Source organism: Streptomyces sp. Tek67B01 (assembly GCF_055231995.1).
Window position 1 is genome coordinate 3085905 of the sequence record NZ_JBUYUY010000001.1, and the last position, 24851, is coordinate 3110755.

25 protein-coding genes and 4 tRNA genes are annotated in these 24851 nt (G+C 71.0%); 8 read left to right on the top strand and 21 right to left on the bottom strand.

Annotated elements, in window-relative coordinates; translation table 11 throughout:
- Nucleotides 1-259 precede the first annotated feature (259 nt).
- The 6 genes from ACV7NM_RS13715 to ACV7NM_RS13740 form a co-directional block, all read right to left on the bottom strand.
- Entirely contained in the window at nt 260-1147 is an 888-nt protein-coding gene (locus ACV7NM_RS13715) for an SCO4651 family lipoprotein (RefSeq protein WP_463410545.1), read from the bottom strand.
- A gap of 170 nt (nt 1148-1317) precedes the next feature.
- On the bottom strand, nt 1318-2046 hold the full coding sequence (gene rplA, locus ACV7NM_RS13720) for a 50S ribosomal protein L1 (RefSeq protein WP_030154662.1): 729 nt from the start codon (nt 2044-2046) through the stop codon (nt 1318-1320).
- A gap of 87 nt (nt 2047-2133) precedes the next feature.
- Complete coding sequence (gene rplK, locus ACV7NM_RS13725; RefSeq protein ID WP_136213216.1) at nt 2134-2568, bottom strand: 50S ribosomal protein L11; 435 nt, start codon at nt 2566-2568, stop codon at nt 2134-2136.
- A 165-nt stretch (nt 2569-2733) separates the two neighbouring features.
- Nucleotides 2734-3693, bottom strand: a complete 960-nt coding sequence (gene nusG / locus ACV7NM_RS13730) for a transcription termination/antitermination protein NusG (RefSeq protein ID WP_463410546.1) — start codon at nt 3691-3693, stop codon at nt 2734-2736.
- Nucleotides 3694-3777: 84 nt separating this feature from the next.
- Nucleotides 3778-4059: a preprotein translocase subunit SecE gene (gene secE / locus ACV7NM_RS13735; protein WP_037792022.1), complete on the bottom strand. Its 282-nt coding sequence runs from the start codon at nt 4057-4059 to the stop codon at nt 3778-3780.
- Nucleotides 4060-4164: 105 nt separating this feature from the next.
- Nucleotides 4165-4237 (bottom strand) — tRNA-Trp (locus ACV7NM_RS13740).
- 202 nt (nt 4238-4439) lie between these two features.
- Here ACV7NM_RS13740 and ACV7NM_RS13745 point away from each other — a divergent pair.
- Both ACV7NM_RS13745 and ACV7NM_RS13750 read left to right on the top strand, forming a co-directional pair.
- Entirely contained in the window at nt 4440-5666 is a 1227-nt protein-coding gene (locus tag ACV7NM_RS13745; RefSeq protein ID WP_463410547.1) for a pyridoxal phosphate-dependent aminotransferase, read from the top strand.
- A 279-nt stretch (nt 5667-5945) separates the two neighbouring features.
- Nucleotides 5946-6965, top strand: a complete 1020-nt coding sequence (locus ACV7NM_RS13750) for an adenosine deaminase (RefSeq protein WP_463410548.1) — start codon at nt 5946-5948, stop codon at nt 6963-6965.
- Here the strand turns inward: ACV7NM_RS13750 and ACV7NM_RS13755 are convergent.
- The 9 genes from ACV7NM_RS13755 to ACV7NM_RS13795 all read right to left on the bottom strand — a co-directional run bounded on the left by ACV7NM_RS13755 (nt 6955) and on the right by ACV7NM_RS13795 (nt 12215).
- The gene (locus ACV7NM_RS13755) at nt 6955-7371 is read right to left on the bottom strand and encodes a hypothetical protein (protein ID WP_463410549.1); all 417 of its coding nucleotides are present in this window, start codon (nt 7369-7371) and stop codon (nt 6955-6957) included. The genes ACV7NM_RS13750 and ACV7NM_RS13755 overlap by 11 nt on opposite strands.
- A gap of 15 nt (nt 7372-7386) precedes the next feature.
- The gene (locus tag ACV7NM_RS13760) at nt 7387-8487 is read right to left on the bottom strand and encodes a UDP-N-acetylmuramate dehydrogenase (protein ID WP_463410550.1); all 1101 of its coding nucleotides are present in this window, start codon (nt 8485-8487) and stop codon (nt 7387-7389) included.
- 61 nt (nt 8488-8548) lie between these two features.
- Nucleotides 8549-10039 (bottom strand): DHA2 family efflux MFS transporter permease subunit, encoded by a 1491-nt coding sequence (locus ACV7NM_RS13765; protein WP_463413936.1) that lies wholly within the window; start codon nt 10037-10039, stop codon nt 8549-8551.
- A gap of 95 nt (nt 10040-10134) precedes the next feature.
- A complete protein-coding gene (locus tag ACV7NM_RS13770) occupies nt 10135-10695 on the bottom strand; it encodes a TetR/AcrR family transcriptional regulator (RefSeq protein ID WP_463410551.1) in 561 nt (186 codons plus the stop codon).
- Between the two features lie 94 nt (nt 10696-10789).
- Nucleotides 10790-11218: a MaoC family dehydratase gene (locus ACV7NM_RS13775; RefSeq protein ID WP_463410552.1), complete on the bottom strand. Its 429-nt coding sequence runs from the start codon at nt 11216-11218 to the stop codon at nt 10790-10792.
- A gap of 1 nt (nt 11219) precedes the next feature.
- Nucleotides 11220-11672: an FAS1-like dehydratase domain-containing protein gene (locus tag ACV7NM_RS13780; protein WP_463410553.1), complete on the bottom strand. Its 453-nt coding sequence runs from the start codon at nt 11670-11672 to the stop codon at nt 11220-11222.
- Between the two features lie 95 nt (nt 11673-11767).
- Nucleotides 11768-11932: a 50S ribosomal protein L33 gene (gene rpmG, locus ACV7NM_RS13785; RefSeq protein WP_006604855.1), complete on the bottom strand. Its 165-nt coding sequence runs from the start codon at nt 11930-11932 to the stop codon at nt 11768-11770.
- An 89-nt stretch (nt 11933-12021) separates the two neighbouring features.
- Nucleotides 12022-12094 (bottom strand) — tRNA-Met (locus ACV7NM_RS13790).
- Nucleotides 12095-12142: 48 nt separating this feature from the next.
- A tRNA-Thr gene (locus ACV7NM_RS13795) sits at nt 12143-12215 on the bottom strand.
- Between the two features lie 389 nt (nt 12216-12604).
- Here ACV7NM_RS13795 and ACV7NM_RS13800 point away from each other — a divergent pair.
- Nucleotides 12605-13918: an amidohydrolase family protein gene (locus tag ACV7NM_RS13800; protein WP_463410554.1), complete on the top strand. Its 1314-nt coding sequence runs from the start codon at nt 12605-12607 to the stop codon at nt 13916-13918.
- Nucleotides 13919-13993: 75 nt separating this feature from the next.
- Nucleotides 13994-14650 (top strand): SDR family oxidoreductase, encoded by a 657-nt coding sequence (locus tag ACV7NM_RS13805; RefSeq protein ID WP_463410555.1) that lies wholly within the window; start codon nt 13994-13996, stop codon nt 14648-14650.
- 88 nt (nt 14651-14738) lie between these two features.
- On the opposite strand, the gene ACV7NM_RS13810 is transcribed toward ACV7NM_RS13805, so the two are convergent.
- On the bottom strand, nt 14739-15137 hold the full coding sequence (locus ACV7NM_RS13810; protein WP_463410556.1) for a DUF3574 domain-containing protein: 399 nt from the start codon (nt 15135-15137) through the stop codon (nt 14739-14741).
- A 153-nt stretch (nt 15138-15290) separates the two neighbouring features.
- Here ACV7NM_RS13810 and ACV7NM_RS13815 point away from each other — a divergent pair, with 153 nt between their 5' ends.
- A complete protein-coding gene (locus ACV7NM_RS13815) occupies nt 15291-15806 on the top strand; it encodes a hypothetical protein (protein WP_463410557.1) in 516 nt (171 codons plus the stop codon).
- Between the two features lie 183 nt (nt 15807-15989).
- On the opposite strand, the gene ACV7NM_RS13820 is transcribed toward ACV7NM_RS13815, so the two are convergent.
- Nucleotides 15990-16071, bottom strand: a tRNA-Tyr gene (locus ACV7NM_RS13820).
- 198 nt (nt 16072-16269) lie between these two features.
- On the opposite strand from ACV7NM_RS13820, the gene ACV7NM_RS13825 reads away from it, so the two are divergent.
- From ACV7NM_RS13825 to ACV7NM_RS13835, 3 genes are all read left to right on the top strand, one after another.
- Nucleotides 16270-16758 (top strand): YajQ family cyclic di-GMP-binding protein, encoded by a 489-nt coding sequence (locus ACV7NM_RS13825; protein ID WP_136213204.1) that lies wholly within the window; start codon nt 16270-16272, stop codon nt 16756-16758.
- Nucleotides 16759-17177: 419 nt separating this feature from the next.
- A complete protein-coding gene (locus ACV7NM_RS13830) occupies nt 17178-18611 on the top strand; it encodes a SulP family inorganic anion transporter (protein WP_463410558.1) in 1434 nt (477 codons plus the stop codon).
- An 18-nt stretch (nt 18612-18629) separates the two neighbouring features.
- Nucleotides 18630-20003 (top strand): APC family permease, encoded by a 1374-nt coding sequence (locus ACV7NM_RS13835; RefSeq protein WP_463410559.1) that lies wholly within the window; start codon nt 18630-18632, stop codon nt 20001-20003.
- A 252-nt stretch (nt 20004-20255) separates the two neighbouring features.
- Here the strand turns inward: ACV7NM_RS13835 and ACV7NM_RS13840 are convergent, their stop codons facing one another.
- From ACV7NM_RS13840 to ACV7NM_RS13855, 4 genes are all read right to left on the bottom strand, one after another.
- Nucleotides 20256-20648: a YccF domain-containing protein gene (locus tag ACV7NM_RS13840; RefSeq protein WP_463410560.1), complete on the bottom strand. Its 393-nt coding sequence runs from the start codon at nt 20646-20648 to the stop codon at nt 20256-20258.
- A complete protein-coding gene (gene htpX, locus ACV7NM_RS13845; protein ID WP_463410561.1) occupies nt 20645-21508 on the bottom strand; it encodes a zinc metalloprotease HtpX in 864 nt (287 codons plus the stop codon). The genes ACV7NM_RS13840 and htpX overlap by 4 nt, the downstream gene beginning before the upstream one ends.
- A gap of 213 nt (nt 21509-21721) precedes the next feature.
- Nucleotides 21722-23284: an NADH-quinone oxidoreductase subunit N gene (locus ACV7NM_RS13850; protein WP_463410562.1), complete on the bottom strand. Its 1563-nt coding sequence runs from the start codon at nt 23282-23284 to the stop codon at nt 21722-21724.
- Nucleotides 23281-24834 (bottom strand): complex I subunit 4 family protein, encoded by a 1554-nt coding sequence (locus ACV7NM_RS13855; protein ID WP_463413937.1) that lies wholly within the window; start codon nt 24832-24834, stop codon nt 23281-23283. The genes ACV7NM_RS13850 and ACV7NM_RS13855 overlap by 4 nt, the downstream gene beginning before the upstream one ends.
- Nucleotides 24835-24851 lie beyond the last annotated feature (17 nt).

A 24851-nucleotide genomic window follows, 5' to 3' on the forward strand; every position in this document is an offset into this window, starting at 1 on the left:
CTTCCGGGTGATGAGGACCGCTCAGAAGGGGCTACATACAAAACGCCCCGGCGCAGGCGCCAGGGCGTAGCTCAACCGAATCGTGAAACTCGGGAACTTTCCTCGGTCACCTACGCGGGTCGTCCGCATCCAGCGGATCCTTCGGCCGCCGCACCCTTGCGGGCACGGCAACGACCAGCGGTCTTTGGCTTCTGGAGGACTGTACGTGAAGCACGCGACCCGAGGCAAATCGCCCTCGGGTCACCCCACCGCGCCGGGCTCAACCCTGGGCGCCGCCGCTGTCCTTCATCATCTCGGCGAGGTCCACGACCTGGTCGGCCGGGGGCGCCGTGATGTCGACCGGCTTGTTGTATTCGGTGAACTTGATCGTGACGTCCATCGGGCCCTTGGCGGTCTGGCCCTGGGTGCGCACCTGCTTGGTGTGGTTGGTGTCGTCGACCCACATGTCCACCACGAGGCTCTGCACGCCCTGCGCCTCGAGCTGCTTGACGGACTTGTCCTGACGCTCCTTGGCCTCGGGCGAGCCCGCGGCCGCCGCGGCCTTCATCTGGTCCAGGCTGACCGTTCCGGACAGGTGCGTGGTCTTCTGCCCGTCGATGGTCTCCTCGCCGACCATCTTGAGGTCCTTGGCCCCCTGGAGCTGGTTCGCCCGGTCGCCCGGGTTCTCGCCGCTCTGGCCGGCCTTGCCGAGGGCGTCCAGCTGGGCCGCCGCGTCCGGGCTCGCGCTCTTGAGGTCGAGCTTGAGGAACTTGCCGTCGCTGCCGATGTACATCACGCCGCCAATGAGGCGCAGGTCGACGGTCCCGCCCTCGGCCTCCGGGGAGGCCATCTTCATCGACATGCCCACCTCGGGCTTGACGCGCATGGCGACGTCGCCCGAGACCGGCTGGCCGGCCGCGCTGCCGGACATGGTGTAGCGGAACGAGGTGATCTCCTCGGAGCCCTTCTTCACCTGCTCCAGGTAGGCGGCCGGCTCCACCTGCGCCGGCTTCTGCGCGCCTGACGCGGCGGGCGCGCCGGACGCGCTCTTCGAGGGAGCGGCGGCGCCGTCCTTCTTCCCCCCGTCGCAGGCGGTGGCCCCGCCGGCGAGCAGTACGGCCGCGGCCACGGCCACGACGGTCTTCTTGCGGTACGCGTTCACGTCCATGGAAATCCCCACCCCTGTCTGCCTCTGATCACCAGGCACATTACTCGGCGGTCATGACAGCGGTCGAACAGGTATACGCGAACGGGCCCCTCGCTCCCCAGGAAGGGAGCGAGGGGCCCGTTCAGCCACTCGGGGAGCCGTGACGCGAGTCAGGCTCGGTCCGGTCGGACTCAGACGGCAGCCGGGTCTTCCTCGACGAGGAGGTTCCGGGTGCGGTTGGAGTCCAGCTGGATGCCGGGGCCCATCGTGGTGCTGAGGGCGGCCTTCTTGACGTAGCGGCCCTTGGCGGCGGACGGCTTCAGACGAAGGATCTCGTCCAGCGCGGCGCCGTAGTTCTCGACCAGCTGCTCATCGGTGAAGGAGACCTTGCCGATGATGAAGTGCAGGTTCGAGTGCTTGTCGACGCGGAACTCGATCTTGCCACCCTTGATCTCGGTGACAGCCTTGGCGACGTCCATGGTGACGGTGCCGGTCTTCGGGTTCGGCATCAGGCCACGGGGACCGAGCACGCGGCCGAGGCGGCCGACCTTGCCCATGAGGTCCGGCGTGGCGACAACGGCGTCGAACTCGTTCAGGCGGTTGCCCTTGGCGATCTCGTTGATCAGCTCGTCGTCGCCGACGATGTCGGCGCCGGCGGCTTCCGCGGCCGCAGCACGGTCACCGGTCGCGAAGACCAGGACCCGGGCGGTCTTACCGGTGCCGTGCGGGAGGTTCACGGTGCCGCGGACCATCTGGTCGGCCTTGCGCGGGTCGACACCCAGGCGGAAGGCGACCTCGACGGTGGCGTCGAACTTGGTCGTGGAGGTCTCCTTGGCGAGACGGACGGCCTCGAGCGGGGCGTACAGCTTCTCCCGGTCGACCTTGGCGTCCGCAGCGCGGAGAGTCTTGCTGCGCTTCACTTCTGCTCCTGTATTTCGGCTTCAGGCATGGAGTCGTGGTGCGGGCCAGCGCTTGGCCCTACCACTGGTGGAACTGGGGTGGCTGAATCAGCCTTCGACCGTGATGCCCATGGAACGGGCGGTGCCGGCGATGATCTTCTCGGCGGCGTCGAGGTCGTTGGCGTTCAGGTCGGGAAGCTTGATCGTGGCGATCTCGCGGACCTGGTCACGCGTGAGCTTCGCGACCTTGGTCTTGTGCGGCTCGCCCGAGCCCTTCTCGATGCCCGCGCTCTTCAGGATGAGGCGCGCGGCCGGCGGCGTCTTGGTGATGAAGGTGAAGGAGCGGTCCTCGTAGACCGTGATCTCCACCGGCACGACCATGCCACGCTGCGACTCGGTCGCGGCGTTGTAGGCCTTGCAGAACTCCATGATGTTGACGCCGTGCTGACCGAGCGCGGGGCCGACCGGCGGAGCCGGGTTGGCCGCGCCGGCCTTGATCTGGAGCTTGATAAGCCCCGTGACCTTCTTCTTCTTGGGAGGCATTGCTCTCTCCGGGTCCTAGTGAGAGTTTTTCGCCGCCAATCCGGTCATCCGGATGGAGGCATACCGCACCACGATAACGGGTATCGGTGCGGGGCTGAAAACCGAGCAGGTCAGACCGCCCTTTACGGGGCGTTCTGACCTGTTCGGAAGCGTGGAAACAGAAGATCAGTTCTTCTGGATCTGGTCGAAGCTCAGCTCGACCGGGGTCTCGCGACCGAAGATCTCGACGAGGCCCTTGACCTTCTTCGAGTCCGGGTTGATCTCGTTGATCGTCGCCTGGAGCGTCGCGAACGGGCCGTCGGTGACGGTGACCGAGTCGCCGACCTCGAAGTCGAGGACCTCGATCTGGCGCTTGACGGCGGGCGCGGGCAGGCCGGCCTCTTCCGCGGCGGCCTTGGCGGCCTTCTCCTGCGCCTCCGGGGCGAGCATCTTGACGATCTCGTCCAGAGTCAGCGGGTACGGGTCGTAGGCGTTGCCGACGAAGCCGGTGACGCCCGGGGTGTTGCGGACGACGCCCCAGGACTCGTTCGTCAGATCCATGCGGACGAGAACGTAACCGGGCAGCTTGTTCTGCCGGACGTTCTTGCGCTCGCCGTTCTTGATCTGGACGATCTCTTCCTCGGGCACCTCGGCCTGGTAGATGAACTCCTCGACGTTCAGCGAGACGGCGCGCTGCTCCAGGTTGGCCTTCACGCGCTTCTCGTAGCCGGCGTAGGTGTGGATCACGTACCACTCGCCGGGCAGCCGGCGGAGCTCGTCACGCAGCGCCTCGATGGGGTCGACCGGTTCGGCGGGCTCTTCGGCCTCGGCCTCGGCGGCGTCCTCGACGGCGTCGGCCTCGGCGGCGTCGTCATCGTCGGCAGCGGACTCGTCGGCAGCAGCGTCGTCGGACTCGACGTCCTCGACCTCGACCTCGGCGGCGTCGGCAGCCTCGACATCGGCGTCGGCTTCCGCTTCGTCGGCGGCGGCGTCGTCGGACTCGACGTGCAGCGCGGCTTCCTCGGCAGCGGCACCCGCTTCGGCGTCGGCGGCCTCGGCCTCATCGAGGTCCGCGTCCGCCGCCTCGACGATGTCGAGCTCGTCCTCGACGGAGTCGTGGCTCGCGTTCAGGTTCGGGTCAGACACGGTGGCTGCTTCTTCCTGGATACAAAAGGTGGTCGAACATGCGAAAACGGGCGGCACCCATCAAGGCGCCGCCCTCCGCGGGGATCAGCCGAAGACGAACTTGATGGCTTGCTGGAACCCATAGTCAATCACGGTCACCAGACCGATCATGATGACGACGAAGACAATCACCACAGTGGTGTACGTCGTGAGCTGGTTGCGAGTCGGCCATACGACCTTGCGGAGCTCCGCGACGATCTGGCGGTAGAACAGCGCGAGCCGGCCCAGAGGGCCCTTCTTGCCGCGCTTGCCGCCCTTGCGGGCCTTCTTCTCGCGGGTGTCGTCCTCGGCGTCAGGCATGTCGATGGAGCCCAGGGCGTCCGTCACGTCTCTCACCTGAATCCGGGTCGTGGCCGTAGCCGCGCCCGGTTGCGCCGCACGGCGTTGCATCGAAGTACGTACCTGCGCACACGTCCGAGAAGGAGTGTGGAGCAGGGCCGGAGGGACTCGAACCCCCAACCGCTGGTTTTGGAGACCAGTGCTCTACCAATTGAGCTACGACCCTTTGCGTTCCCCAACCTACCGCATCCGGGCGAGTGCACGGAGTGCTCACGCTCTGGGACGGCCGGCGAGGACCAACGACAGGTGAGTGTACGTGGTCCGGGCCCTGACGTCGAACAGAAGCCGCCGGGGGCGCATCCGGATCTCCCGCGTCCGCTCAGTGAAACGGTGTGCGGCCGTCGTTTGCGGTCTGGGACGATTGCCGTATGACCTCTGCAACGCCTTCCTCCGAGCGCCGGGTGTCCGCCCGTATCGGCGCAATCTCCGAGTCCGCCACCCTCGCCGTCGACGCCAAGGCCAAGGCCCTCAAGGCCGCCGGGCGTCCGGTGATCGGCTTCGGCGCGGGCGAGCCCGACTTCCCGACCCCGGACTACATCGTCGAGGCGGCGGTCGAGGCCTGCCGCAACCCGAAGTACCACCGCTACACGCCGGCCGGCGGTCTGCCCGAGCTCAAGGCCGCGATCGCCGCCAAGACGCTGCGCGACTCCGGCTACGAGGTCGACGCCTCCGAGGTCCTGGTGACCAACGGCGGCAAGCAGGCCATCTACGAGGCGTTCGCCGCGATCCTCGACCCGGGCGACGAGGTCATCGTCCCGGCCCCGTACTGGACGACGTACCCGGAGTCGATCCGCCTCGCGGGCGGTGTCCCGGTGGAGGTCGTCGCCGACGAGACCACCGGTTACCGGGTCTCCGTCGAGCAGCTTGAGGCAGCGCGCACCGAGCGCACCAAGGTCGTCCTGTTCGTCTCCCCCTCGAACCCGACCGGCGCCGTGTACAGCGAGGACGACGCCCGTGCGATCGGCGAGTGGGCGGCGGAGCACGGCCTGTGGGTCCTGACGGACGAGATCTACGAGCACCTGGTCTACGGCGACGCGAAGTTCACCTCCCTCCCGGTGCTGGTCCCGGCCCTGCGCGACAAGTGCATCGTCGTGAACGGCGTCGCCAAGACGTACGCGATGACCGGCTGGCGCGTGGGCTGGGTCATCGCCCCCAAGGACGTCATCAAGGCCGCGACCAACCTGCAGTCGCACGCCACCTCCAACGTCTCCAACGTGGCGCAGGTCGCGGCGCTGGCGGCCGTCTCGGGCAACCTGGACGCGGTCGCGGAGATGCGCAAGGCCTTCGACCGGCGCCGTCAGACCATGGTCAAGATGCTGAACGAGATCGACGGCGTCTTCTGCCCGACCCCGGAGGGCGCGTTCTACGCCTACCCCTCGGTGAAGGAGCTCCTCGGCAAGGAGATCCGCGGCAAGCGCCCGCAGACCTCGGTCGAGCTGGCGGCCCTGATCCTGGACGAGGCCGAGGTCGCGGTCGTTCCGGGCGAGGCCTTCGGCACCCCGGGTTACCTGCGCCTGTCGTACGCGCTGGGTGACGAGGACCTGGTGGAGGGCGTGACCCGGGTCCAGAACCTCCTGGCGGAGGCCAAGGCGTAAGCCTCCGGCGGTCGTACGGATTCACCCCTGAGCGGTGACGCCCCTCCCGGGCGTCACCGCTCAGCCACATCCACCCCGCCCGACCCCCACCGCCGAGGGCCGCCTCGGAGCGGCGCCAATCCAGGCGGCGAGATCGAAGCGCGGGCCCGTACCCAGCCCCGCCGGCGATCGAGGCGCGGGCCCGGGCGGAGCCCGGAAAAGGCCGCCCGCGCGTTCGAGCAAGCCCCCGATCAGTAAAACCCCCTCCCGCCGAGCGCAGCGGTACGGCAGGATCACCGGATGGAGCACGTACGCGATCTCACGCTTCTGCCGAAAGCCCACCTGCACCTGCACTTCACGGGGTCCATGCGGCCGTCCACCCTGCTGGAGCTCGCCGACAAGTACGGCGTGCGCCTGCCCGACGCCCTCACCGCCGGCGAGCCGCCCAAACTACGGGCCACCGACGAGCGCGGCTGGTTCCGCTTCCAGCGGCTCTACGACGCCGCCCGCTCCTGCCTCCGCGAGCCCGACGACATCCGCCGCCTGGTCCGGGAGGCCGCCGAGGAGGACGTCCGGGACGGCTCGGGCTGGCTGGAGATCCAGGTGGACCCGACCTCCTACGCCCCCCTGCTGGGCGGCATGATCCCGGCCGTCGAGATCATCCTCGACGCCGTGGAGGCCGCCTCCCGCGAGACCGGCCTCGGGATGCGCGTCGTCATCGCCGCCAACCGCATGAAGCACCCCCTCGACGCCCGCACCCTGGCCCGGCTCGCCGTCCGCTACGCCGACCGGGGCGTCGTCGGGTTCGGGTTGTCCAACGACGAGCGCCGCGGCATGGCCCGCGACTTCGACCGGGCCTTCGCCATCGCCCGCGAGGGCGGCCTGCTCGCGGCCCCGCACGGCGGTGAGCTGACGGGCCCGTCCTCCGTGCGGGACTGCCTCGACGACCTGCACGCCGCCCGCGTCGGGCACGGCGTCCGGGCCGCGGAGGACCCCCGGCTGCTCAAGCGGCTCGCGGACCGGCAGATCACCTGCGAGGTCTGCCCCGCCTCAAACGTGGCCCTCGGGGTGTACGAACGCCCCGAGGACGTGCCGCTGCGCACGCTCTTCGAGGCGGGGGTGCCGATGGCGCTGGGCGCGGACGACCCGCTGCTGTTCGGGTCCCGGCTGGCGGCCCAGTACGAGATCGCGCGCCGCCACCACGCCTTCACGGACGAGGAACTGGCCGAGCTGGCGCGGCAGTCGGTGCGCGGTTCGGCGGCGCCCAAGGAGGTACAGGCGAAACTGTTGGACGGGATCGACCACTGGCTCACCGGGTGAGCCGCAGGTCCCCTTCGTAGCAGTCGGCGCGCACCCGGTCGCCGTCGGCGAAACCGATCTCCAGGTGCGTCCGGCCGGTCTCGGGTGTGGCGTACTCGGCGACGGTGGCGACCGTCTCGCCGAGATGGCGCAGGAAGGGGTGGTCGCCGAGGTCCTCACCGACCTCGATCCGGCCCCACTCCCCCATGTCGTACGGCTGGTGCGGGGTCTCGGACTCGATGATGAGGCACTGGTCGGAGCCCGTGGTGATGCGGGTGGACTCGCCTTCGCTGTCGAGGAGCCAGACGTCGAGCGGCGCCTCGGAGCGTTCGCCCTCGTAGACGTGCCAGGACGCGACGACCGCCTTGATCGCGCGGCCCACCAGCCGGGTGGGGTCCGTACCGGCCCCGTGCAGGGGACATCGCATGGGGGCCGGTACTCCTCAGATGCTGACGCCGACCGTCACCGGTTCGTTGACCAGGGTGACGCCGAAGGCCTCGTGGACGCCCGCGACGACCTCGCGGGCCAGCGCGAGGAGGTCCTCGGTGGTGGCCTCGCCCCGGTTGGTGAGGGCGAGGGTGTGCTTGGTGGAGATGCGTGCGGGGCCGGTGCCGTAGCCCTTGGTGAAGCCGGCCTTGTCGATCAGCCAGGCGGCGCTGGTCTTCGTACGTCCCTCGCCGGCGGGGTAGGCGGGCGGGTTGGTGTGGGCGCCGAGGCGGTCCTGGACGCGGGCGAGGAAGGCGGCGTAGGCCTCGTCGGTCAGGATCGGGTTGTGGAAGAAGGAACCGGCGGACCAGGTGTCGTGGTCGGCTGGGTCGAGGACCATGCCCTTGCCGGCGCGCAGGCGCAGGACGGTCTCGCGGGCGGCGGCGGCCGGTACGCGGTCGCCGGCCTCCACGCCGAGGGCGCGGGCGGTCTCGGGGTACTTGATGGGGGCGGAGAGCCCGCCGGCGTCTTCCAGGGCGAAGCGGACGCGCAGGACGACGTAGCGACCGGGCTGGTCCTTGAAGGTGCTGTCGCGGTAGCGGAAGTCGCATTCGGCGGCGCTGAGGGTGACCGTCTCCCCGGTGGTGCGGTCGTACGCGACGACCTCGGTGATGGTGTCGCAGACCTCTTGGCCGTACGCCCCGACGTTCTGGATCGGCGTGGCACCGGCCGAGCCCGGGATTCCGGCGAGGCACTCGACCCCGGCGAGGCCGGCGTCGACGGTGCGGGCGACCGCGTCGCTCCAGTTCTCGCCGGCGGCGAGCTCCAGCCGGGTCCCGTCGAGGTGGAAGCCGGTGGTGGCGATGCGCAGGGCGGTGCCGTCGAATCCCTGGTCGCCGATGACGAGGTTGCTGCCGCCGCCGATGACGAGCAGCGGGGTGCCGGCGGCGTCCGCGGCGCGGACGGCGTCGATGACCTCGGCGTCGGTGGTCGCGGTGACCAGCCGGGCGGCGGGGCCGCCGAGCCGGAAGGTGGTCAGCGGGGCGAGGGGGGCGTCGTGGAGTTCCTGCACGGGGACAAGAGTACGGTCCGTGCCCCTCGCATCCTCGCGGGGCACGGACCGTGGCTCGGGGGGCGGTGCGACGGCCTGTCGCCGTCGGTTCGCCGGCGTTTGGGGCTCAGCCCGCGGCGGGCACCTTGCGCGCGCCGGAGACGGCGCCGGCCGCGGTGTCCTGGGCTGCCTCCTGGACTGCGTCGGCCTCGGCCGCCGACGGGGCGGCTGCCGGCACGGTCTTCGCCTTGCGGGGCAGCAGCAGGGCCAGCACGGCGGCGAGGGCCACGGCCCCGGCGCCGATCCACAGTGCGGGAACGGTGCCGTCGGTGAAGGCCTGCGGGGTCTCGTAGCCGCCCTGGGCGGAGAACACGGAAGCCAGGACCGCGACTCCGAGGGCGCCGCCGACCTCGCGCAGCGCGTTGTTGGTGCCGGAGGCCTTGCCTTGGTCCGCGGGGGTGACGGTGGACATCAGCGCGTTGGAGGCGGGGGCGAAGTACAGCGCCATGCCGATGCCGCTGAGGATGAGTGCGGGCAGTTGGGCGGCGTAGGAGACGTCCGCGCTGAGGATCACCGCGAACCAGCCGAGGCCGACGGCCTGGAAGGCGAGCCCGGCGGTGACGACGGGGCGGCTGCCGATCCGGTCGGAGAGGATTCCGGCGATCGGCGCGACGATCATCGGCATTCCGGTCCAGGGCAGCATGCGCAGTCCCGCCTCGGTGGGCGAGTAGCCGGCGACGCCCTGGAGGAACTGGCTGAGCAGGAAGATCGACCCGAACATGCCGAGGAACATCAGGAGGCCCGCGAGGTTGATCCCGAGGAAGCCGCGGTTGCGGAAGAGGCGCATCGGGAGCATGGCGTGCGGGTTGCCGGAGCCGTGGCGGATGAAGCCGCCGACGAGCGCGACGCCGAGGATCAGGCCGGTCAGGACGGGCGTACTGGTCCACCCCTTGGCGTTGGCGTTGACCAGGGCGTAGACGATCCCGAAGAGACCACCGCTGATGAGGAGGGTGCCGGGGACGTCCAGCCGGGCGTCGGGGGCGGTGGACTCGGCGAGGCGCAGGCGGGCGAGCGGGACCAGCGCCACGCCGATCGGGACGTTGATCCAGAAGATCCACTGCCAGGAGACGTGCTCGGTGAGGCTGCCGCCGATGAGGGGGCCGCTCGCGACGGCGAGGCCGGTGACGGCTCCGTAGACACCGAGGGCCATGCCCCGGCGCGCGGCCGGTACGGCGGCGGTGAGGAGGGTGAGGGTGAGCGGCATCATCACGGCGGCGCCGACGCCCTGGACGGCGCGGGCGGCGATGAGCTGGTCGATGCCGGGCGAGAGGGCGGCCGCGGCGGAGGCGAGGGTGAAGACCGAGAGCCCGCCGAGGAAGAGACGCCGCCGGCCGAAGCGGTCACCGAGGGCGGAGCCGAACATGAGGAGGACGGCGAAGGTGAGCGTGTACGCGTTCACCGTCCACTCCAGGTCTTCGAGCTTGCCGCCGAGGTCCGCGCGGATGGCGGGGAGGGCGGTGGTGACGACGAGGTTGTCGAGGGCGGCCATGAAGCTGGCGGCGCCCGTGATGACGAGGGCCCAGACGGCGGAGCGACTGAGGGCGGGTGGTGCGGCTATCTGCTCGTTCACGGATTCCCCCTGGGAAACGTTGTTAGTTATTGCTGACTAACTTCATTGGGCAGACGAAGGGGCGGGGCACGACGCCCCACCGTTCACGCGCCCGACTTCCCGCCTGTGAGGTGGCAGCCCTCCCAGACGCGGTGGCCGGGTGGGAAGCCGAGGGCGGTGAGGGTGTTGATGAGCATCCCGTGCGCCATGAAGTCGGTGGTCTGCTCGACGTCGGCCCCGAGCGCGAGGTGGACGGTGTCCCACAGCCTCATCCAGCCGGCGCGGACCATCTCCCCGAACTCCGCCTCGCCGGCGGCCTCGGCGGCGGCGATGGTGAGGCTCGCCTGGAGTTGCATCTGGAGCTTGTCGGGGTGCTCGGCGATCAGCCGCAGGTAGGCGTCCCCCATGGAGTGGAGAGCCTCCTCCGCGGTACGCCCTTCGGCGGCCTCCTCGAAGACGGCCCGGATGTCCTCGGTGCAGCGGGCGACGGCGGCGACGAAGATCGCCTGCTTGTTGGGGAAGAGCCGGAAGAGGTAGGGCTGGGAAACACCGACACGCTTGGCGATCACCTCGGTGGAGGTGCCGTAGTAGCCCCCGCGGGCGAACTCCTGCATCGCCGCGCGGATGACGCTCTCGCGTCGCTCCTCTGCGCTCATCCTTGCCATGAGAGAAAGTTAGTGCTCAATCACTAACTTAGTCAACCGGAGCGCGCGCTGCGGGCGGGCGGACCACCTCTCCCGAGGCCCCCGCCCGTCCCACCTACGCCAGTCGGACCACCGCGCGGGACATGCCGAGCACCTTCTGGCCCGCGCTCATGGCCGTCAGGTCCACCCGGACCCGGTTGTCGTCCAGCTTGGCGGCGACCTTCGCGGTGACCTCGATCAGCGCGCCCTGGTCGTCGTTCGGGACGACCACCGGCTTGGTGAACCGCACCCCGTACTCGACGACCGCACCCGGGTCGCCCACCCAGTCGGTGACCACCCGGATCGCCTCGGCCATCGTGAACATGCCGTGTGCGATCACGTCCGGCAGCCCGACCTCCTTGGCGAACTTCTCGTTCCAGTGGATCGGGTTGAAGTCACCCGAAGCGCCGGCGTACCGGACGAGCGTGGCCCGCGTCACGGGGAAGGACGCCGCCGGCAGTTCGGTGCCGACCTCGACATCGGCGTACTGGATCTGCGCGGTCATGTCAGGCCTCCTCAGGGGCGCGGGACACGAGCTTGGTCCACGCCGTCACCACGTGCTCGCCGGATTCGTCGTGCACCTCACCGCGGATGTCGATGATGTCGTTGCCGGCCATCGACTTCACGGCCTCGATCGTCGAGGTCACCGTCAGCCGGTCCCCCGCCCGCACCGGGCGGACGTACGCGAACTTCTGGTCGCCGTGCACGACGCGGCTGTAGTCGAGCCCCAACTGCGGGTCCTCGACGACCTGACCGGCGGCCGCGAAAGTGATGGCGAACACGAAGGTCGGCGGCGCGATCACATCCGGGTGGCCGAACGCCTTGGCGACTTCCGGGTCGGTATAGACGGGGTTTTCGTCACACACCGCAACCGCGAATTCGCGGATCTTCTCCCGGCCGACCTCGTACGGATGGGTGGGCGGGTAGCTCCGCCCCACGAAGGTCTGGTCGAGGGCCATGGCTCACTACCTCCTGTTGAGGGGAAACGACACGAGGCCGCCCCCAATGAAGGGGACGACCTCATGACGGTGCCTGTGTTCGAGACTCGCTAGGGTCAGCGGGTCTCGCGGTGCGCGGTGTGCGAGTTGCAACGCGGGCAGTGCTTCTTCATCTCAAGACGGTCCGGGTCATTACGCCGGTTCTTCTTGGTGATGTAGTTCCGCTCCTTGCACTCCACGCAGGCCAGCGTGATCTTCGGGCGGACGTCGGTGGCAGCCACGTGAGTGCTCCTTGACGGACAATTGGGACGGATGAACGCATACAAGAGTAGCCGACCGGGAGACCGACCCCGCAATCGGCTACTGTGTGTAGCGGCGACCGGACTTGAACCGGTGACACAGCGATTATGAGCCGCTTGCTCTACCGACTGAGCTACGCCGCTTTGATGTGATCGACTCCCCACCCGAGGGTGGGGAACCTCTCTCACCAGAGCCCCAATGCGGAATCGAACCGCAGACCTTCTCCTTACCATGGAGACGCTCTACCGACTGAGCTATTGGGGCGAGCGATGAAGACATTACACGGTTGCCCGCCGATCGCCCAAATCCTTTGCGGCGACAGGGCTCGGCGGCCCTCGGGCCCTGATTCCCGATCGACCCACGAGCCGCGTCCGACCCGTTTTCCCCATGGATTCGCGGAAATTGTGGCGCACCTCACGAAGCGGGGAAGCACTTCGTCGCGCACCCGACCGCCCGCCTCGCGCACCCACTCCGCCGAGCCGTCTCACCCGGGCCGTCCCACCGACCGTCCCGTGGCACCACACCGGTACGACTATTGCGCTCCTCCGTGAACCGGCCACCCCCGCACCCTAGGCTCTGAACACGCTGCGTGATCTTGGGCCGCGGGCCGGGAGCCGCGGCCCAGGAACCGCCCGAGCCACCGCAGGAGCGCGATGTCCGACAGCCAGCCGCAGCAGCCCTCCCCTCCCCCGCGCGGTGGCCGGGGTGACGGCGGCGGGTACGGGCCCGCACGGGGCCCCGCCGGGGGGCCTGGCGGGGGAGGCGGAGAGGTGACCACGCTGCTCCTCACGGGCGCGCGCCTCCCCGACGGTCGCTCCGTCGACGTCCGGTTGCGCGGGGGCCGCGTCCAGGCGGTGGGCGCCGTGGGGAGTCTGCCCTCCCCCGCGCTCTCCCGGGTCGACCTGAGCGGCTACCTCCTGCTCCCCGCCCCCGCCGAACCGCACGCCCACGGGGACACCGCCATGACGGCGGACGTCGACGGCCCCGTCCCGTACACCACCGACGAGGTCCAGCGCCGGGCCACCGAGTCGGCCCTGCTCCAGCTCGGCCACGGCGCCACCGCCATGCGCTCCCACGTACGCATCGACGACGTCCACGGGCTCGGCCCGCTGGAGGCCGTGCTCCAAGCCCGCCGCTCCCTGCGCGGCCTCGCCGACCTGACCACGGTCGCCGTACCCCGGCTGCTCACCGGCGCCGCCGGGGCGGACGGCCGCGCCATGCTGCGCGACGCCGTCAAGATGGGTGCCTCGGTGATCGGCGGTTGCCCGGACCTGGACCCCGACCCCGCCGGCTACCTCCACACCGTCCTGGAACTGGCCGGCGAGCAGGGCTGCCCCGTCGACCTGCACACGGACGGTGACGATCCCGCCCGCCTCACCCGGCTCGCGGCGATGGCGCGGGACCTGCGTCCCGGCGTGACCATCGGCCCCTGCGGCGGCCTGTCGCGGCTCCCGCTGGACGTGGCGAGCCGCGCCGCCGACGAACTGGCCGCGGCCGGGGTGGGGGTCACCTGCCTCCCGCAGGGCGACTGCGCCGCCCTGGAACGCCGGGGCCTGCGCACCGCGCCCGTACGCCTCCTGCGCAGCGCCGGCGTCCGTGTCGCGGCGGGGAGCGGGGCGCTGCGGGACGCGGGGAACCCGGTCGGTCGCGGCGACCCGCTCGAAGCCGCGTACCTGCTGGCCTCCCAGGGCGGTCTGCGCCCGGCGGAGGCGTACGAGGCGGTCAGCGCCACCGCCCGGGAGGTGATGGGCCTGCCGGAGGTGCGGGTGGAGGCGGGTTTCCCGGCGGAGCTGCTCGCCGTACGCGGCGACCGCATCGCCGGGGTGCTGTCCCTGGCGTACAGCCGCATCGTGATCCACCGGGGGCGCGTGGTAGCCCGTACGAGTGCCGTACGGGAGTACTGCGACTCGGCGGTGGCGGTCGCCCTGGACCTGCCCCGGCAGGGGCGTACCGAGCCCGGGCCCTGAGCGGCGGCGGACGGGCACCGACCGTTCGCCGGACGTTCGCGGGCGGGCGGCCCCGGCTCGTCGTACGGTCGGGACATGCGCATCGTCATCGCGGGTGGACACGGTCGGATCGCGCTGCGGCTGGAGCGGCTGCTCTCCGCGCGCGGGTACGAGGTCGCGGGCATCATCCGCGACCCGGAGCAGGGCGACGACCTGCGGGAGGCGGGTGCCGAACCGGTGCTGTGCGATCTGGAGTCGGCCACGGTGGAACACGTGGCGGGAATCCTCCAGGGCGCGGACACCGCCGTGTTCGCGGCCGGTGCCGGTCCCGGCAGCGGCATCGAACGCAAGGACACGGTGGACCGTGCGGCGGCGGTGCTCTTCGCCGACGCGGCCGAACGGGCGCGCGTACGGCGCTTCCTGATGGTCTCCTCGATGGGCGCGGACGCCAACCACGAGGGCGAGGAGGTCTTCGACTACTACCTCCGCGCCAAGGGGGAGGCCGACGACCACCTCCGCACGCGCCTCGGCCTGGAATGGACGGTGCTGCGCCCCGGCACGCTGACGGATGCGGACGGTACGGGGCTGGTCCGCTTGGAGGCGCGCACGGGGCGGGGATCGATCCCGCGCGAGGACGTGGCGGCGGTGCTGGCGGAGCTGGTGGAGACCCCGGCGACGGCCGGTCTGACGCTGGAAGTCGTCTCCGGGTCCACCCCGGTCGCCGTGGCCGTCAAGGACGTGGCGGGCAACTGACCCCGGGGGCGGCGGCGCGTTGGGCGGACCGGCGGGGCGCACCGGGGTGGTGGGGCAGGCCGGCGGAGCGGCCTCGTAGGCCGCCGCGCTAGAACTCGGCCGTGACCTCGTCGTCGGAGCGGCCGACGGAGTCCTGTTCGTACTGCCGCTCGTAGGCCCGGCGGATGTGCTCGATGCGCACGCTTCGGTCGTCGGCCTCCTTCTTCGGGTAGAGCAGCACCACCTCGTACGACGTCTCGTGGACGATCGTCCCGTCCTTGCCGCGCCACTGGCCGTGGGCGCCCTGGACGGTGAGCCCTTCGGGGAACGCCGGGGTCACCTCGCGGTCGATGAAGCGGTTGAACTCCTCTTGCGCGACCGGGGCCTGACCGACCGGCCGCGCGGTGCCGAAGTAGAGCCGGGTCTCCTGGTACGGCGCCCCGACACGGGGGTGGAGGGCTGCTCCGACCAGTGCCGGGATGCCCGCGCCGAGCAGGGCGATGAGCACTCCGCCGCCGACCTTGCCACGTGTATTCGATGTCCAATTCACGCCCCGTGAACGACGGGACGTGATGATCGTTGCGCCCGGGGCGCCCGATAGGGTCACTGCGGTTCGGCCGCCGGTGGCGGTCGTGCGACGTACCGGGGGGCGGGTGTGGGCATGGGCATGGGCGAGGGCGAATGGCGCCTGGGCGCGGCGGAGGGCGGCCGGCTCGCCGCCCGGTGGTGGAAGTGGGCCATGTCGGCGCCGCGGGAGCGGAGTCCCGTCTTCGATACGACGGGGCGCGACGCGGGGTGGCGCCAGCCCGAGGACCTGTGGTTCCTCGCCGGCTCCTACGGCGGGCGGGTGGTTCGGCGGTGCGCCGTCCCGGCGGGCCGGCCGGTGTTCTTCCCGGTACTGAACACGCAGCGTGTGGCGCTGCCCTTGGTGACCGGGCCGTGGGCGCCCGGCGTGGCGAGGGCGTCGGCGGCGCTGAACAGCGCCCCGCTGACGGTGAGCGAGTTCAGCTCGAAGACCTTCTTGGTACGGGGAATCCCACGGGTGGCCTGGGGCCTGTGGTGCGGCCTCACCCTACTGCCTCCGGGCCAGTTCGTGCTGGAGATCGACGCCGCCGCGACCAACGGCTTTACCGTCGACACGACGTACCACCTGACGGTGACGGACCCGGCGAGCTAGCCCCCTCCCCGCGAGGAAGCGCCCGTCGAGGGAGGCGAGCACGGCGCGCGGCACGTCACGTCGCGTACCGGGCGGGTCCGTGCCCCGCCGCCCGCCGTGCGGCGGGACTTGCCGCCGGGCGGGGACAACGAAAAGACCCCCGTTCCACTGCGTTTCCGCAGAAGAACGGGGGCCTCACTCGCGTGGCGGCGCCAGGGTTCGAACCTGGGTAGGCTGAGCCGGCAGATTTACAGTCTGCTCCCTTTGGCCACTCGGGCACACCGCCATGGGATGTTGCCGTTTTTCCGCCTTGCGGCGGCGCTCCGTGGCAACGACGTAAACAATACCCGATGCCCGGGGGTGCTTCGCCACCGGATTGATCAGCACCGCACGGGGGCGTGGTGGCTAGGCTTTGCGGAGCGGTCCGGATGTCCGGCCGCGGCCCCACGGGGCACAGCCAGCCGACTTCAAGGAGCCACAGCACATGGCCGACTCCAGTTTCGACATCGTCTCGAAGGTCGAGCGGCAGGAGGTCGACAACGCCCTCAACCAGGCCGCCAAGGAACTCTCGCAGCGCTACGACTTCAAGGGCACCGGTGCGTCGATCGCCTGGTCCGGCGAGAAGATCCTCATGGAGGCGAACTCCGAGGAGCGCGTGAAGGCCATCCTCGACGTCTTCGAGACCAAGCTGGTCAAGCGCGGCATCTCGCTCAAGGCGCTGGACGCCGGCGAGCCGCAGCTCTCCGGCAAGGAGTACAAGATCTTCGCGACGATCGAGGAAGGCATCTCCCAGGAGAACGCCAAGAAGGTCGCGAAGATCATCAGGGACGAGGGCCCCAAGGGCGTCAAGGCGCAGGTCCAGGGCGAGGAGCTGCGCGTCAGCTCCAAGAGCCGCGACGACCTCCAGGCCATCCAGGCGCTCCTCAAGGGCAAGGACCTGGACTTCGCGATCCAGTTCGTGAACTACCGCTGACCAGCGTCTTCGCCCTGCGCGAGCGGGTCTGACGAGCGTGGCAGGGCGCGACGGGGGCACACCGCCGAGGACCGTCTCGACGGCTGCCCGCGTCGCGCCCTCGCCGTACCCCGGGACGCGATCGCGGACTTCCGGTACCGGTCCTTCTCGTACCTCCCCGTACGGCTTCCCAGACCGGTACGGCTGGCCCGCCCGTAACGGCTAGCCCCCGTACGCCGACCCGGTCGGCCGCACGCGCCCGGCGCCGGGGGCGTGACGAGGCCCGTCACGCGGGTTCTGCGCGGGGCGTGAGGCAAGGGTGGGGTGCGCCGGGCGTGAGCGGCGCGTGCTCCGCCAGGGCTCCCGGTGGTCACTAGGCACCGGGCTGGAGGCCCGTCACGCTGAGTGCCATCCGTCACCGTGTGACAGGGGGTTCTCGTATGCCTGGGGCCGACACGTTTCGCGAAGACTTCGGGGCGTCCGTCGTCGTCGCGCTCGTCGCGCTGCCGCTCTGTGTGGGGGTGGCCGTCGCCTCCGGCGTGCCGGCCGAGCTGGGCATAGTGACCGGCATCGTCGGCGGCCTGGTGACCGGCTGGTTCCGTGGGAGCTCGCTCCAGGTCAGCGGGCCGGCCGCGGGGCTGACCGTGCTCGTCTACGAGGCGGTGCAGGCGTACGGCCTGGCCGTGCTCGGGGCGCTGGTGGCCGCTGCGGGGGCGATGCAGTTGGGCATGGGGATGCTCCGGATCGGGCGGTGGTTCCGAGCGATCTCGGTCGCCGTGGTGCACGGGATGCTGGCCGGGATCGGGCTCGTGCTGATCGCCGGGCAGCTCTACGCCCTGGGCGGTGTGCAGGCTCCGGCGAAGACCCTGGAGAAGCTGGCCGGGGTCGCCGCGTTGGGCGGACGGGCCGACTGGGGGGCCGTGGCGCTCGGGGTCGGGACCATTGCCGTTCTGGTGGTGTGGCGCCGGATGCCGGCCCGGCTGCGGCTCGTGCCCGGGGCGCTGGTCGGGGTGGCGGCGGCCACCGCGGTGGCCGCGCTACTGCGGATGCCGGTCGAGCGGGTGCGGGTGACGGGCGTTTTGGAGGCGGTGTCGCCGCCCCGATGGGAAGACGTCGGGGCGCTGGCGTCCGTGGGCGCGTTCGGGACGGTGGTGGCGATCGCGTTGATCGCCTCCGCGGAGACCCTGTTCAGTGCGGCCGCGGTGGACCGGATGCATGACGGGCCCCGCACCGATTACGACCGGGAACTGGTGGCCCAGGGTGTGGGCAACCTGGTGTGCGGGCTTCTCGGCGCGCTGCCGATGACGGCGGTGATCGTACGCAGCGCCGCGAACGTGGAGGCCGGGGCTCGGACCCGGGCGGCCAGGGTCATGCACGGCGGCTGGCTCCTGCTGTTCGCCGTGGCCTTCCCCGGCGCACTGGAGGCGGTACCGCTGGCCGCGCTGGCCGGGGTGCTCCTGCACGCGGGATGGAAGCTGCTCCCCGCCAGGGCGGTCGCCGCTCTGTGGCGCACCCACCGGGGTGAGGCCGTGGTCCTGGTGGCGACGGCCGCCGCGATCGTCGCCACCACCCTTTTCGAGGGTGTTCTGGTCGGTCTGGGGCTGGCCGTCGCCAAGGCGGCCTGGGAGACCTCCCAGGTGCAGATCGAGGAGGTCTGGGAGGCGGAGGGGGACGTGCTGTGCGTGCGGATGGTGGGAACCGCCAGCTTCCTGCGGCTGCCCAAGATGCTGGACTCCCTCGATGGTCTGCCGCCGGGCCAGTCCGTGCGGCTCGACCTGACCGGCTTGCGGCATCTGGATCACGCCTGTCTGACCGCCCTTGACGGCTGGGAGAAGCAGCGCTCGCCACTCCCGCGCCCCCGGGGCGTCATGTAGGGCGGTTAGCCTCCCGCCATGGACGACCTGCCCATGGATGACTCACCGGCGGCCAACCCGCCGGGCCACAACCCCTTGGTCCACAAGCCGCCGGTGGACCCCGGGTTGAAGCGCACGCTCGGTGTCTTCGACGCCGTCGTGGTCGGGTTGGGCGCGATGATCGGCGCCGGAATCTTCGCGGCACTCGCCCCGGCCGCCCGCGCGGTGGGCCCGGCCCGCGGCGCGGTGGGCCCGGCTGGTGGCGCGCTCCTCACCGCCCTCGGCCTGGCGGCCGTCGTGGCCTACTGCAACGCGCGGTCTTCCGCGCGGCTCGCCGCCCGGTACCCGTCTTCCGGCGGCACGTACGTGTACGGGCGTGAGCGGCTCGGCCCGTTCTGGGGATATCTGGCCGGTTGGGGCTTCGTCGTCGGCAAGACGGCCTCGTGCGCGGCGATGGCGCTGACCGTGGGGGCGTACCTGTGGCCGCAGCAGCAGCACGCGGTGGCCGTGGCCGCGGTGCTGGCGCTGACCGCCGCGAGCTACGGCGGTGTGCAGAAGTCGGCCGGTATCGCCCGGCTGATCGTGGCGGCGGTGCTGGCGGTGCTGGCCGGGGTGGTGGTCGTCTGTCTGACCTCCGGCGCGGCGGAGCCGGGGCGGCTCGGCGGCGGCCTGGCGGTGGGCGGCCCGTGGGGAGGTTCGCGGGGGGTGGGCGTGTCCGGGCTGTTGCAGGGCGCGGGGCTGCTGTTCTTCGCCTTCGCCGGCTACGCCCGGATCGCCACCTTGGGCGAGGAGGTGCGCGATCCGGAGCGGACGATCCCGCGCGCCGTGCCGATCGCGCTGGGCATCTCTCTGCTGGTGTACGCCGCCGTGGCCGTGGCGGTCCTGTCGGTGCTCGGCGGCGGGGCGCTGGCGGGGTCCACGGCCCCGCTGGCGGACGCGGTGCGCGCGGCCGGGTGGCCCGGACTGGCCCCTGTTGTCCGGGTGGGTGCGGCCTTGGCCGCCTTGGGCTCGCTGTTGGCCCTGGTACTCGGGGTGTCGCGCACCGGTTTGGCGATGGCCCGGGACGGCCACCTGCCCCGTGTGCTTGCCGCCGTACATCCCCGGCGGCAGGTGCCGCACCACGCGGAGTTCGCGGTGGGCACCGTGGTGGCGCTGCTCGCGGCCACCACCGATCTGCGGGGCGCGATCGGTTTCTCCTCCTTCGGAGTGCTGGCCTACTACGCGATCGCGAACGCCTCGGCGTGGACTTTGGATTCAGGTGTCAAGGACCGGGCCGGGGCAGCGGTCGGGCTGGCCGGCTGTGTGGCGCTCGCGTGCGCGCTGCCTGTCGCTTCGGCGGTCGCGGGGGCGGCGGTACTGTTGTTGGGCGCGGTGGTCTATGCCGTGCGAGGGCGGCGCGGACAAGGCATGTGAGGACGGGTCAGGTCTTCGTGCGTGGGTGGCGGCCGCGGTCGGGAGCGGCCGCCTATGCGGTCGGCGCGGGAGCGCGTACCGGTCCCCGGTGGGGCAGATGAGGTCCTTTCGCAACTCCGAATTCGCACCGGCGGGGAGTTGGGTCCTCGGTCGGGAACTTGCTGTGGCAACCGCTTGGTCTCGTCCATGTGTTCATGGTGGACCACCCCACTGACAATCGCCCTGACCTGCGCCGATCACCTGCGAAGCCGATCAGCGGGAGGCGAAGGGGGCATCCGTCGGGACGATCTCGCGGCCCAGCGGCAGCAGTGAGAGCGGGACCATCTTGAAGTTGGCGATGCCGAACGGGATGCCGATGATCGTGACGCACAGGGCGAGGCCCGTGACGATGTGCCCGATGGCCAGCCACCAGCCGGCCAGGAGGAGCCAGAGCACATTCCCGACGCAGGACGCGGCACCCGCGTCGCGACGCTCGACCGTGGTGTAGCCGAAGGGCCAGAGGGCGTACACCGCGATGCGGAAGGCGGCGATCCCGAAGGGGATGCCGATGATGGTGACGCAGAGGATCAGACCCGCGAGGCAGTAGCCCAGGAACAGCCAGACACCGCTGAGTACGAGCCAAATGGCGTTCAAGATGGTTTTCACTGGGTTCTGCCTGCCATCTGTTCGAGCCGGGCGATGCGCTCGGCCATCGGGGGGTGCGTCGAGAACATCTTGGAGAGTCCCTCACCCGGGCGGAAGGGGTTGGCGATCATCATGTGGCTCGCCGTTTCCAGCCGGGGCTCGGGCGGCAGCGGGAGCTGCTTGGTGCCCGCGTCCAGCTTGCGCAGGGCGCCGGCCAGGGCCAGCGGGTCCCCGGTCAGCTGGGCGCCGGACGCGTCGGCCTCGTACTCGCGCGAGCGGCTGATGGCGAGCTGGATCACGGAGGCGGCCAGCGGCCCCAGGATCATGATCAACAGCATGCCGAGGAGGCCCGGCCCCTCGTCGTCATCGGAGCGGCCGACCGGGATCAGCCAGGCGAAGTTCACCAGGAACATGATCACGGAGGCGAGGGCTCCGGCGACCGACGAGATGAGGATGTCCCGGTTGTAGACGTGGCTCAGTTCGTGGCCGATGACGCCGCGCAGCTCGCGCTCGTCGAGGATGCGCAGGATGCCTTCGGTGCAGCACACTGCGGCGTTGCGCGGATTGCGGCCCGTGGCGAAGGCGTTGGGGGCTTCGGTGGGCGAGATGTAGAGCCGGGGCATGGGCTGGCGCGCGGAGGTGGAGAGCTCGCGCACCATGCGGTAGAGCGCGGGCGCCTCGAACTCGCTGACCGGGCGGGCGCGCATCGCGCGTAGAGCCAGCTTGTCGCTGTTCCAGTACGCGTACGCGTTCGTCCCGAGCGCGATGAGGACGGCGACGATCAGGCCGCCCCGCCCGAAGAAACTACCGATGACGATGATGAGTGCCGACAGCCCGCCGAGGAGTACGGCGGTCTTCAGCCCGTTGTGCCGGCGGTGCACGGTACGCCCTCCAGATGGTGCGGCAGGGGGAACCCGTCCGGATGTGTGGAACGGAGGGTCTTCCGGTCCAGTGGACCCTCCCTTCCTGGTCAACGCGAGGTGGGCGCGCCAGGTTCCCGGGGCCGCGGCGCCCCCGGCGCCCGGGGGCGGGTGGGCGTGGGGCGACCTGGGACGTTGCTCCGTCCGGGCTACCGCGCAGGTGCCGACGTACGGCTACTGCGGGAACAGGCTGCCCGACGCGAAGCGCAGCACCAGCTGCGGCGCACCCGAAAGGACGAGGGCGGTGACCGCGGTGAGCACGATCGCGACGGTGACCGGCCAGGGCGCGGGGGCCGGGGTGCGGGCTTGCCGGGTGCCGGCGTCACCGGTGGCCGCGGGGCGGAAGAGCAGGGCCGTCCACCGCAGGTAGTAGTACAGGGCGATGACCACGTTGACCGCCATGACCACGGCCAGCCACCCCAGGCCCGCGTCGACGGCCGACCGGAAGACGGTGACCTTGGCGAAGAGACCGATGATGCCCGGCGGCAGGCCGGCCAAGCAGAGCAGGAAGAACGCCATCGTCAGGGCGGTCAGGGGGCGCTCGGCGTACAGACCGCGGTAGTCGTCGATCCGGTGCAGCGGCTTCGTACGGGCCACCAGCGCGGCCACGGCGAAGGCGCCCAGGTTCACGGCCCCGTACATGAGCGCGTAGGCGACGGTGGAGCCGATCTGGTCGCGCTCCGTGTACGCGGCAGCGGCGATCGGCACCAGGAGGTAGCCGGCCTGTCCGACGGAGGACCAGGCGAGCAGCCGTACGGCGCTGTTGGTGCGGTCGGCGGCCTGGCGCAGGGCGGCTACGTTGCCGACGGTCATGGTGAGGGCGGCGAGGACCGCGAGCGCGGGGCCCCAGATGTCGGAGTACGCGGGGAAGGCGATGACCGTGACGAGGATCAGGCCGGTGAAGCCGACGGCCTTGCCGATCACCGAGAGGTAGCCGGCGATGGGCAGGGGGGCGCCGACGTAGGTGTCGGGGACCCAGAAGTGGAAGGGGACCGCGGCGGTCTTGAAGGCGAAGCCGACGAGGGTGAGGGCGACGCCCGCCATCGCCAGGGTGTCGAGCTGCGCGGGGACGTCTTCGAGGCGGTCGGCCACCCGGCCGAGGTGCAGGGAGCCGGTGGCGGCGTAGACGAAGCTGACGCCGAGCAGCGACACGGCGGTGGCGGTGACGGAGGACAGGAAGAACTTGAGGGCGGCCTCGGAGGAGAGCCGGTCGCCGCGGCGCATGCCGACGAGGGCGAAGGCGGGCAGCGAGGCGACTTCGAGGGCGACGATCAGGGTGGCGAGGTCGCGGGCGGCGGGCAGCAGGGCCGCGCCGGCGGCGGAGGAGAGCAGCAGGAACCAGTACTCGCCGGCGGGCATGCGCGTCTCGTGGACGGCGGTGACCGACAGCAGGGCCGTGACGAGGGCGCCGGCGAGGACGAGGAATTGGACGACGAGTGCGAAGTGGTCGGCGGTGTAGCTGCACGCGGTGGCGTCGCCGGTGAGGCAGAAGGTGGCGCGGTCGCCCGCGCGCAGCGGCAGCAGGCTGGCGACCGCGACGGCGAGCCCGGACACGGACAGCCAGCCGAGGAGCGCCTTGTGCTTCGGCGCCGTGAAGAGGTCGGCGACCAGGACGACGAGGGCGACGGCGGCGGGGATCACGACGGGCGTGAGGGCGAGCCAGTCGACGGACTGGACGAGGGCGGGCGCGGCGGCCGGGCCGGGGGCCGTGGCGGCCGCGACGGACAGGACCGTCATGAGTTGCCTCCTGCGAGGAGCTTCTGGACGGCCGGGTCGGTGAGGCCGAGGAGGACGGCGGGCCACAGGCCGGCGAGGACGGTGAGGGCGACGAGCGGGGTCCAGGCGGCGAACTCGTATCGCTGGACGTCGGCGAGGGAGAGTTCGGGGCCTTCCTTCGGGTCGCCCATGCACACCCGTCGTACGACGATCAGAAGGTATGCGGCGGTGAGCAGGGTGCCGAAGGCGCCGACGGCCATGTAGGTGAGGAAGGCAGGCCGGGACAGGCCCGCGGCCGGTTCGAACGCGCCGAACAGGGCCAGCATCTCGCCCCAGAAGCCGGCCAGGCCGGGCAGGCCGAGGGAGGCGACGGCGGCGAAGGCGATCAGCGCGCCGAGGCGGGGGGCACGGCCGTAGAGGGCGGCGCCGGTGACTCCGGAGAGGGTGTCGAGATCGGCGGTGCCGTAGCGGTCCTTGAGCGCGCCGACCAGGAAGAAGAGCAGACCGGTGATCAGGCCGTGGGCGATGTTGGCGAAGAGCGCGCCGTTGACGCCGGTGGGCGTCATGGACGCGATGCCGAGGAGCACGAAGCCCATGTGACCGACGGAGGAGTACGCGATGAGGCGCTTGAGGTCGCCCTTGTTGCCCTTGCGGGTCAGCGCGAGGCAGGCGAGGGACCCGTAGACGATGCCGACGGCGGCGAACGCACCGAGGTAGGGGGCGAAGGTGTGCATGCCGTCGGGGGTGACGGGGAGCAGGATGCGCACGAACCCGTACGTGCCCATTTTGAGCAGTACGCCCGCCAGGAGGACGGAGCCGACGGTGGGCGCGGCGGTGTGGGCGTCCGGCAGCCAGCTGTGCAGCGGCCACATCGGGGTCTTCACGGCGAGTCCGATGCCGATGGCGAGGACGGCCAGCAGCTGGGTGGTGTGGGTCAGTCCCCGGCCGTTGTCAGAGGCGAGTGCCACCATGTCGAATGTGCCGCTGTTCAGTCCGATCAGCAGCAGCCCGAGCAGCATGACCACGGAGCCGAGGAGGGTGTAGAGGATGAACTTCCAGGCGGCGGCCTGCCGCTGAGCGCCGCCCCAGCGGGCGATGAGGAAGTACATCGGGATGAGGACCATCTCGAAGGCGAGGAAGAACAGCATCAGGTCGAGGACGGCGAAGGTCGCGAGGGTGCCGGACTCCAGGACCAGGAGAAGCGCGACGAAGGCCTTCGGGGAGGGTCCGTCGGGCAGCTTGAAGTAGCTGTAGAGCGCGCAGAGGAAGAACAGCAGCGCCGTCATCAGGAGGAGGGGGAGCGAGATGCCGTCGACACCGAGGTGGATCCGGATGTTCAGCGCCTGGATCCAGCTGATGTCCGTCGTCGCCTGGAAGCGGGACGGGGTGTGGTGGTCGAAGCCCGCGGCGAGGGCGATCGTCGCGGCGAGGATCACGCCGGTCACGGTCACGCCGTGGCGCAGTACGGCCTGGTCGGGGCTCTTTCCCTTGAGCCCGGGCGGGGCGGGCAGCAGGGCCGCGACGGCGCCGAGGAGCGGTGCGGCCACGATGAACGCCAGAAGGAACTGCATCACGGACGGGCTGATAT

Coding starts and splice junctions, on each gene's coding strand:
- ACV7NM_RS13715 (WP_463410545.1), bottom strand. CDS start 1,147: ATGGACGTGAACGCGTACCGCAAGAAGACCGTCGTGGCCGTGGCCGCG.
- rplK (WP_136213216.1), bottom strand. CDS start 2,568: ATGCCTCCCAAGAAGAAGAAGGTCACGGGGCTTATCAAGCTCCAGATC.
- ACV7NM_RS13745 (WP_463410547.1), top strand. CDS start 4,440: ATGACCTCTGCAACGCCTTCCTCCGAGCGCCGGGTGTCCGCCCGTATC.
- ACV7NM_RS13750 (WP_463410548.1), top strand. CDS start 5,946: ATGGAGCACGTACGCGATCTCACGCTTCTGCCGAAAGCCCACCTGCAC.
- ACV7NM_RS13755 (WP_463410549.1), bottom strand. CDS start 7,371: ATGCGATGTCCCCTGCACGGGGCCGGTACGGACCCCACCCGGCTGGTG.
- ACV7NM_RS13770 (WP_463410551.1), bottom strand. CDS start 10,695: ATGGCAAGGATGAGCGCAGAGGAGCGACGCGAGAGCGTCATCCGCGCG.
- ACV7NM_RS13775 (WP_463410552.1), bottom strand. CDS start 11,218: ATGACCGCGCAGATCCAGTACGCCGATGTCGAGGTCGGCACCGAACTG.
- ACV7NM_RS13780 (WP_463410553.1), bottom strand. CDS start 11,672: ATGGCCCTCGACCAGACCTTCGTGGGGCGGAGCTACCCGCCCACCCAT.
- ACV7NM_RS13800 (WP_463410554.1), top strand. CDS start 12,605: ATGTCCGACAGCCAGCCGCAGCAGCCCTCCCCTCCCCCGCGCGGTGGC.
- ACV7NM_RS13805 (WP_463410555.1), top strand. CDS start 13,994: ATGCGCATCGTCATCGCGGGTGGACACGGTCGGATCGCGCTGCGGCTG.
- ACV7NM_RS13815 (WP_463410557.1), top strand. CDS start 15,291: ATGGGCATGGGCGAGGGCGAATGGCGCCTGGGCGCGGCGGAGGGCGGC.
- ACV7NM_RS13825 (WP_136213204.1), top strand. CDS start 16,270: ATGGCCGACTCCAGTTTCGACATCGTCTCGAAGGTCGAGCGGCAGGAG.
- ACV7NM_RS13830 (WP_463410558.1), top strand. CDS start 17,178: ATGCCTGGGGCCGACACGTTTCGCGAAGACTTCGGGGCGTCCGTCGTC.
- ACV7NM_RS13835 (WP_463410559.1), top strand. CDS start 18,630: ATGGACGACCTGCCCATGGATGACTCACCGGCGGCCAACCCGCCGGGC.
- ACV7NM_RS13850 (WP_463410562.1), bottom strand. CDS start 23,284: ATGACGGTCCTGTCCGTCGCGGCCGCCACGGCCCCCGGCCCGGCCGCC.
- ACV7NM_RS13855 (WP_463413937.1), bottom strand. CDS start 24,834: ATGCAGTTCCTTCTGGCGTTCATCGTGGCCGCACCGCTCCTCGGCGCC.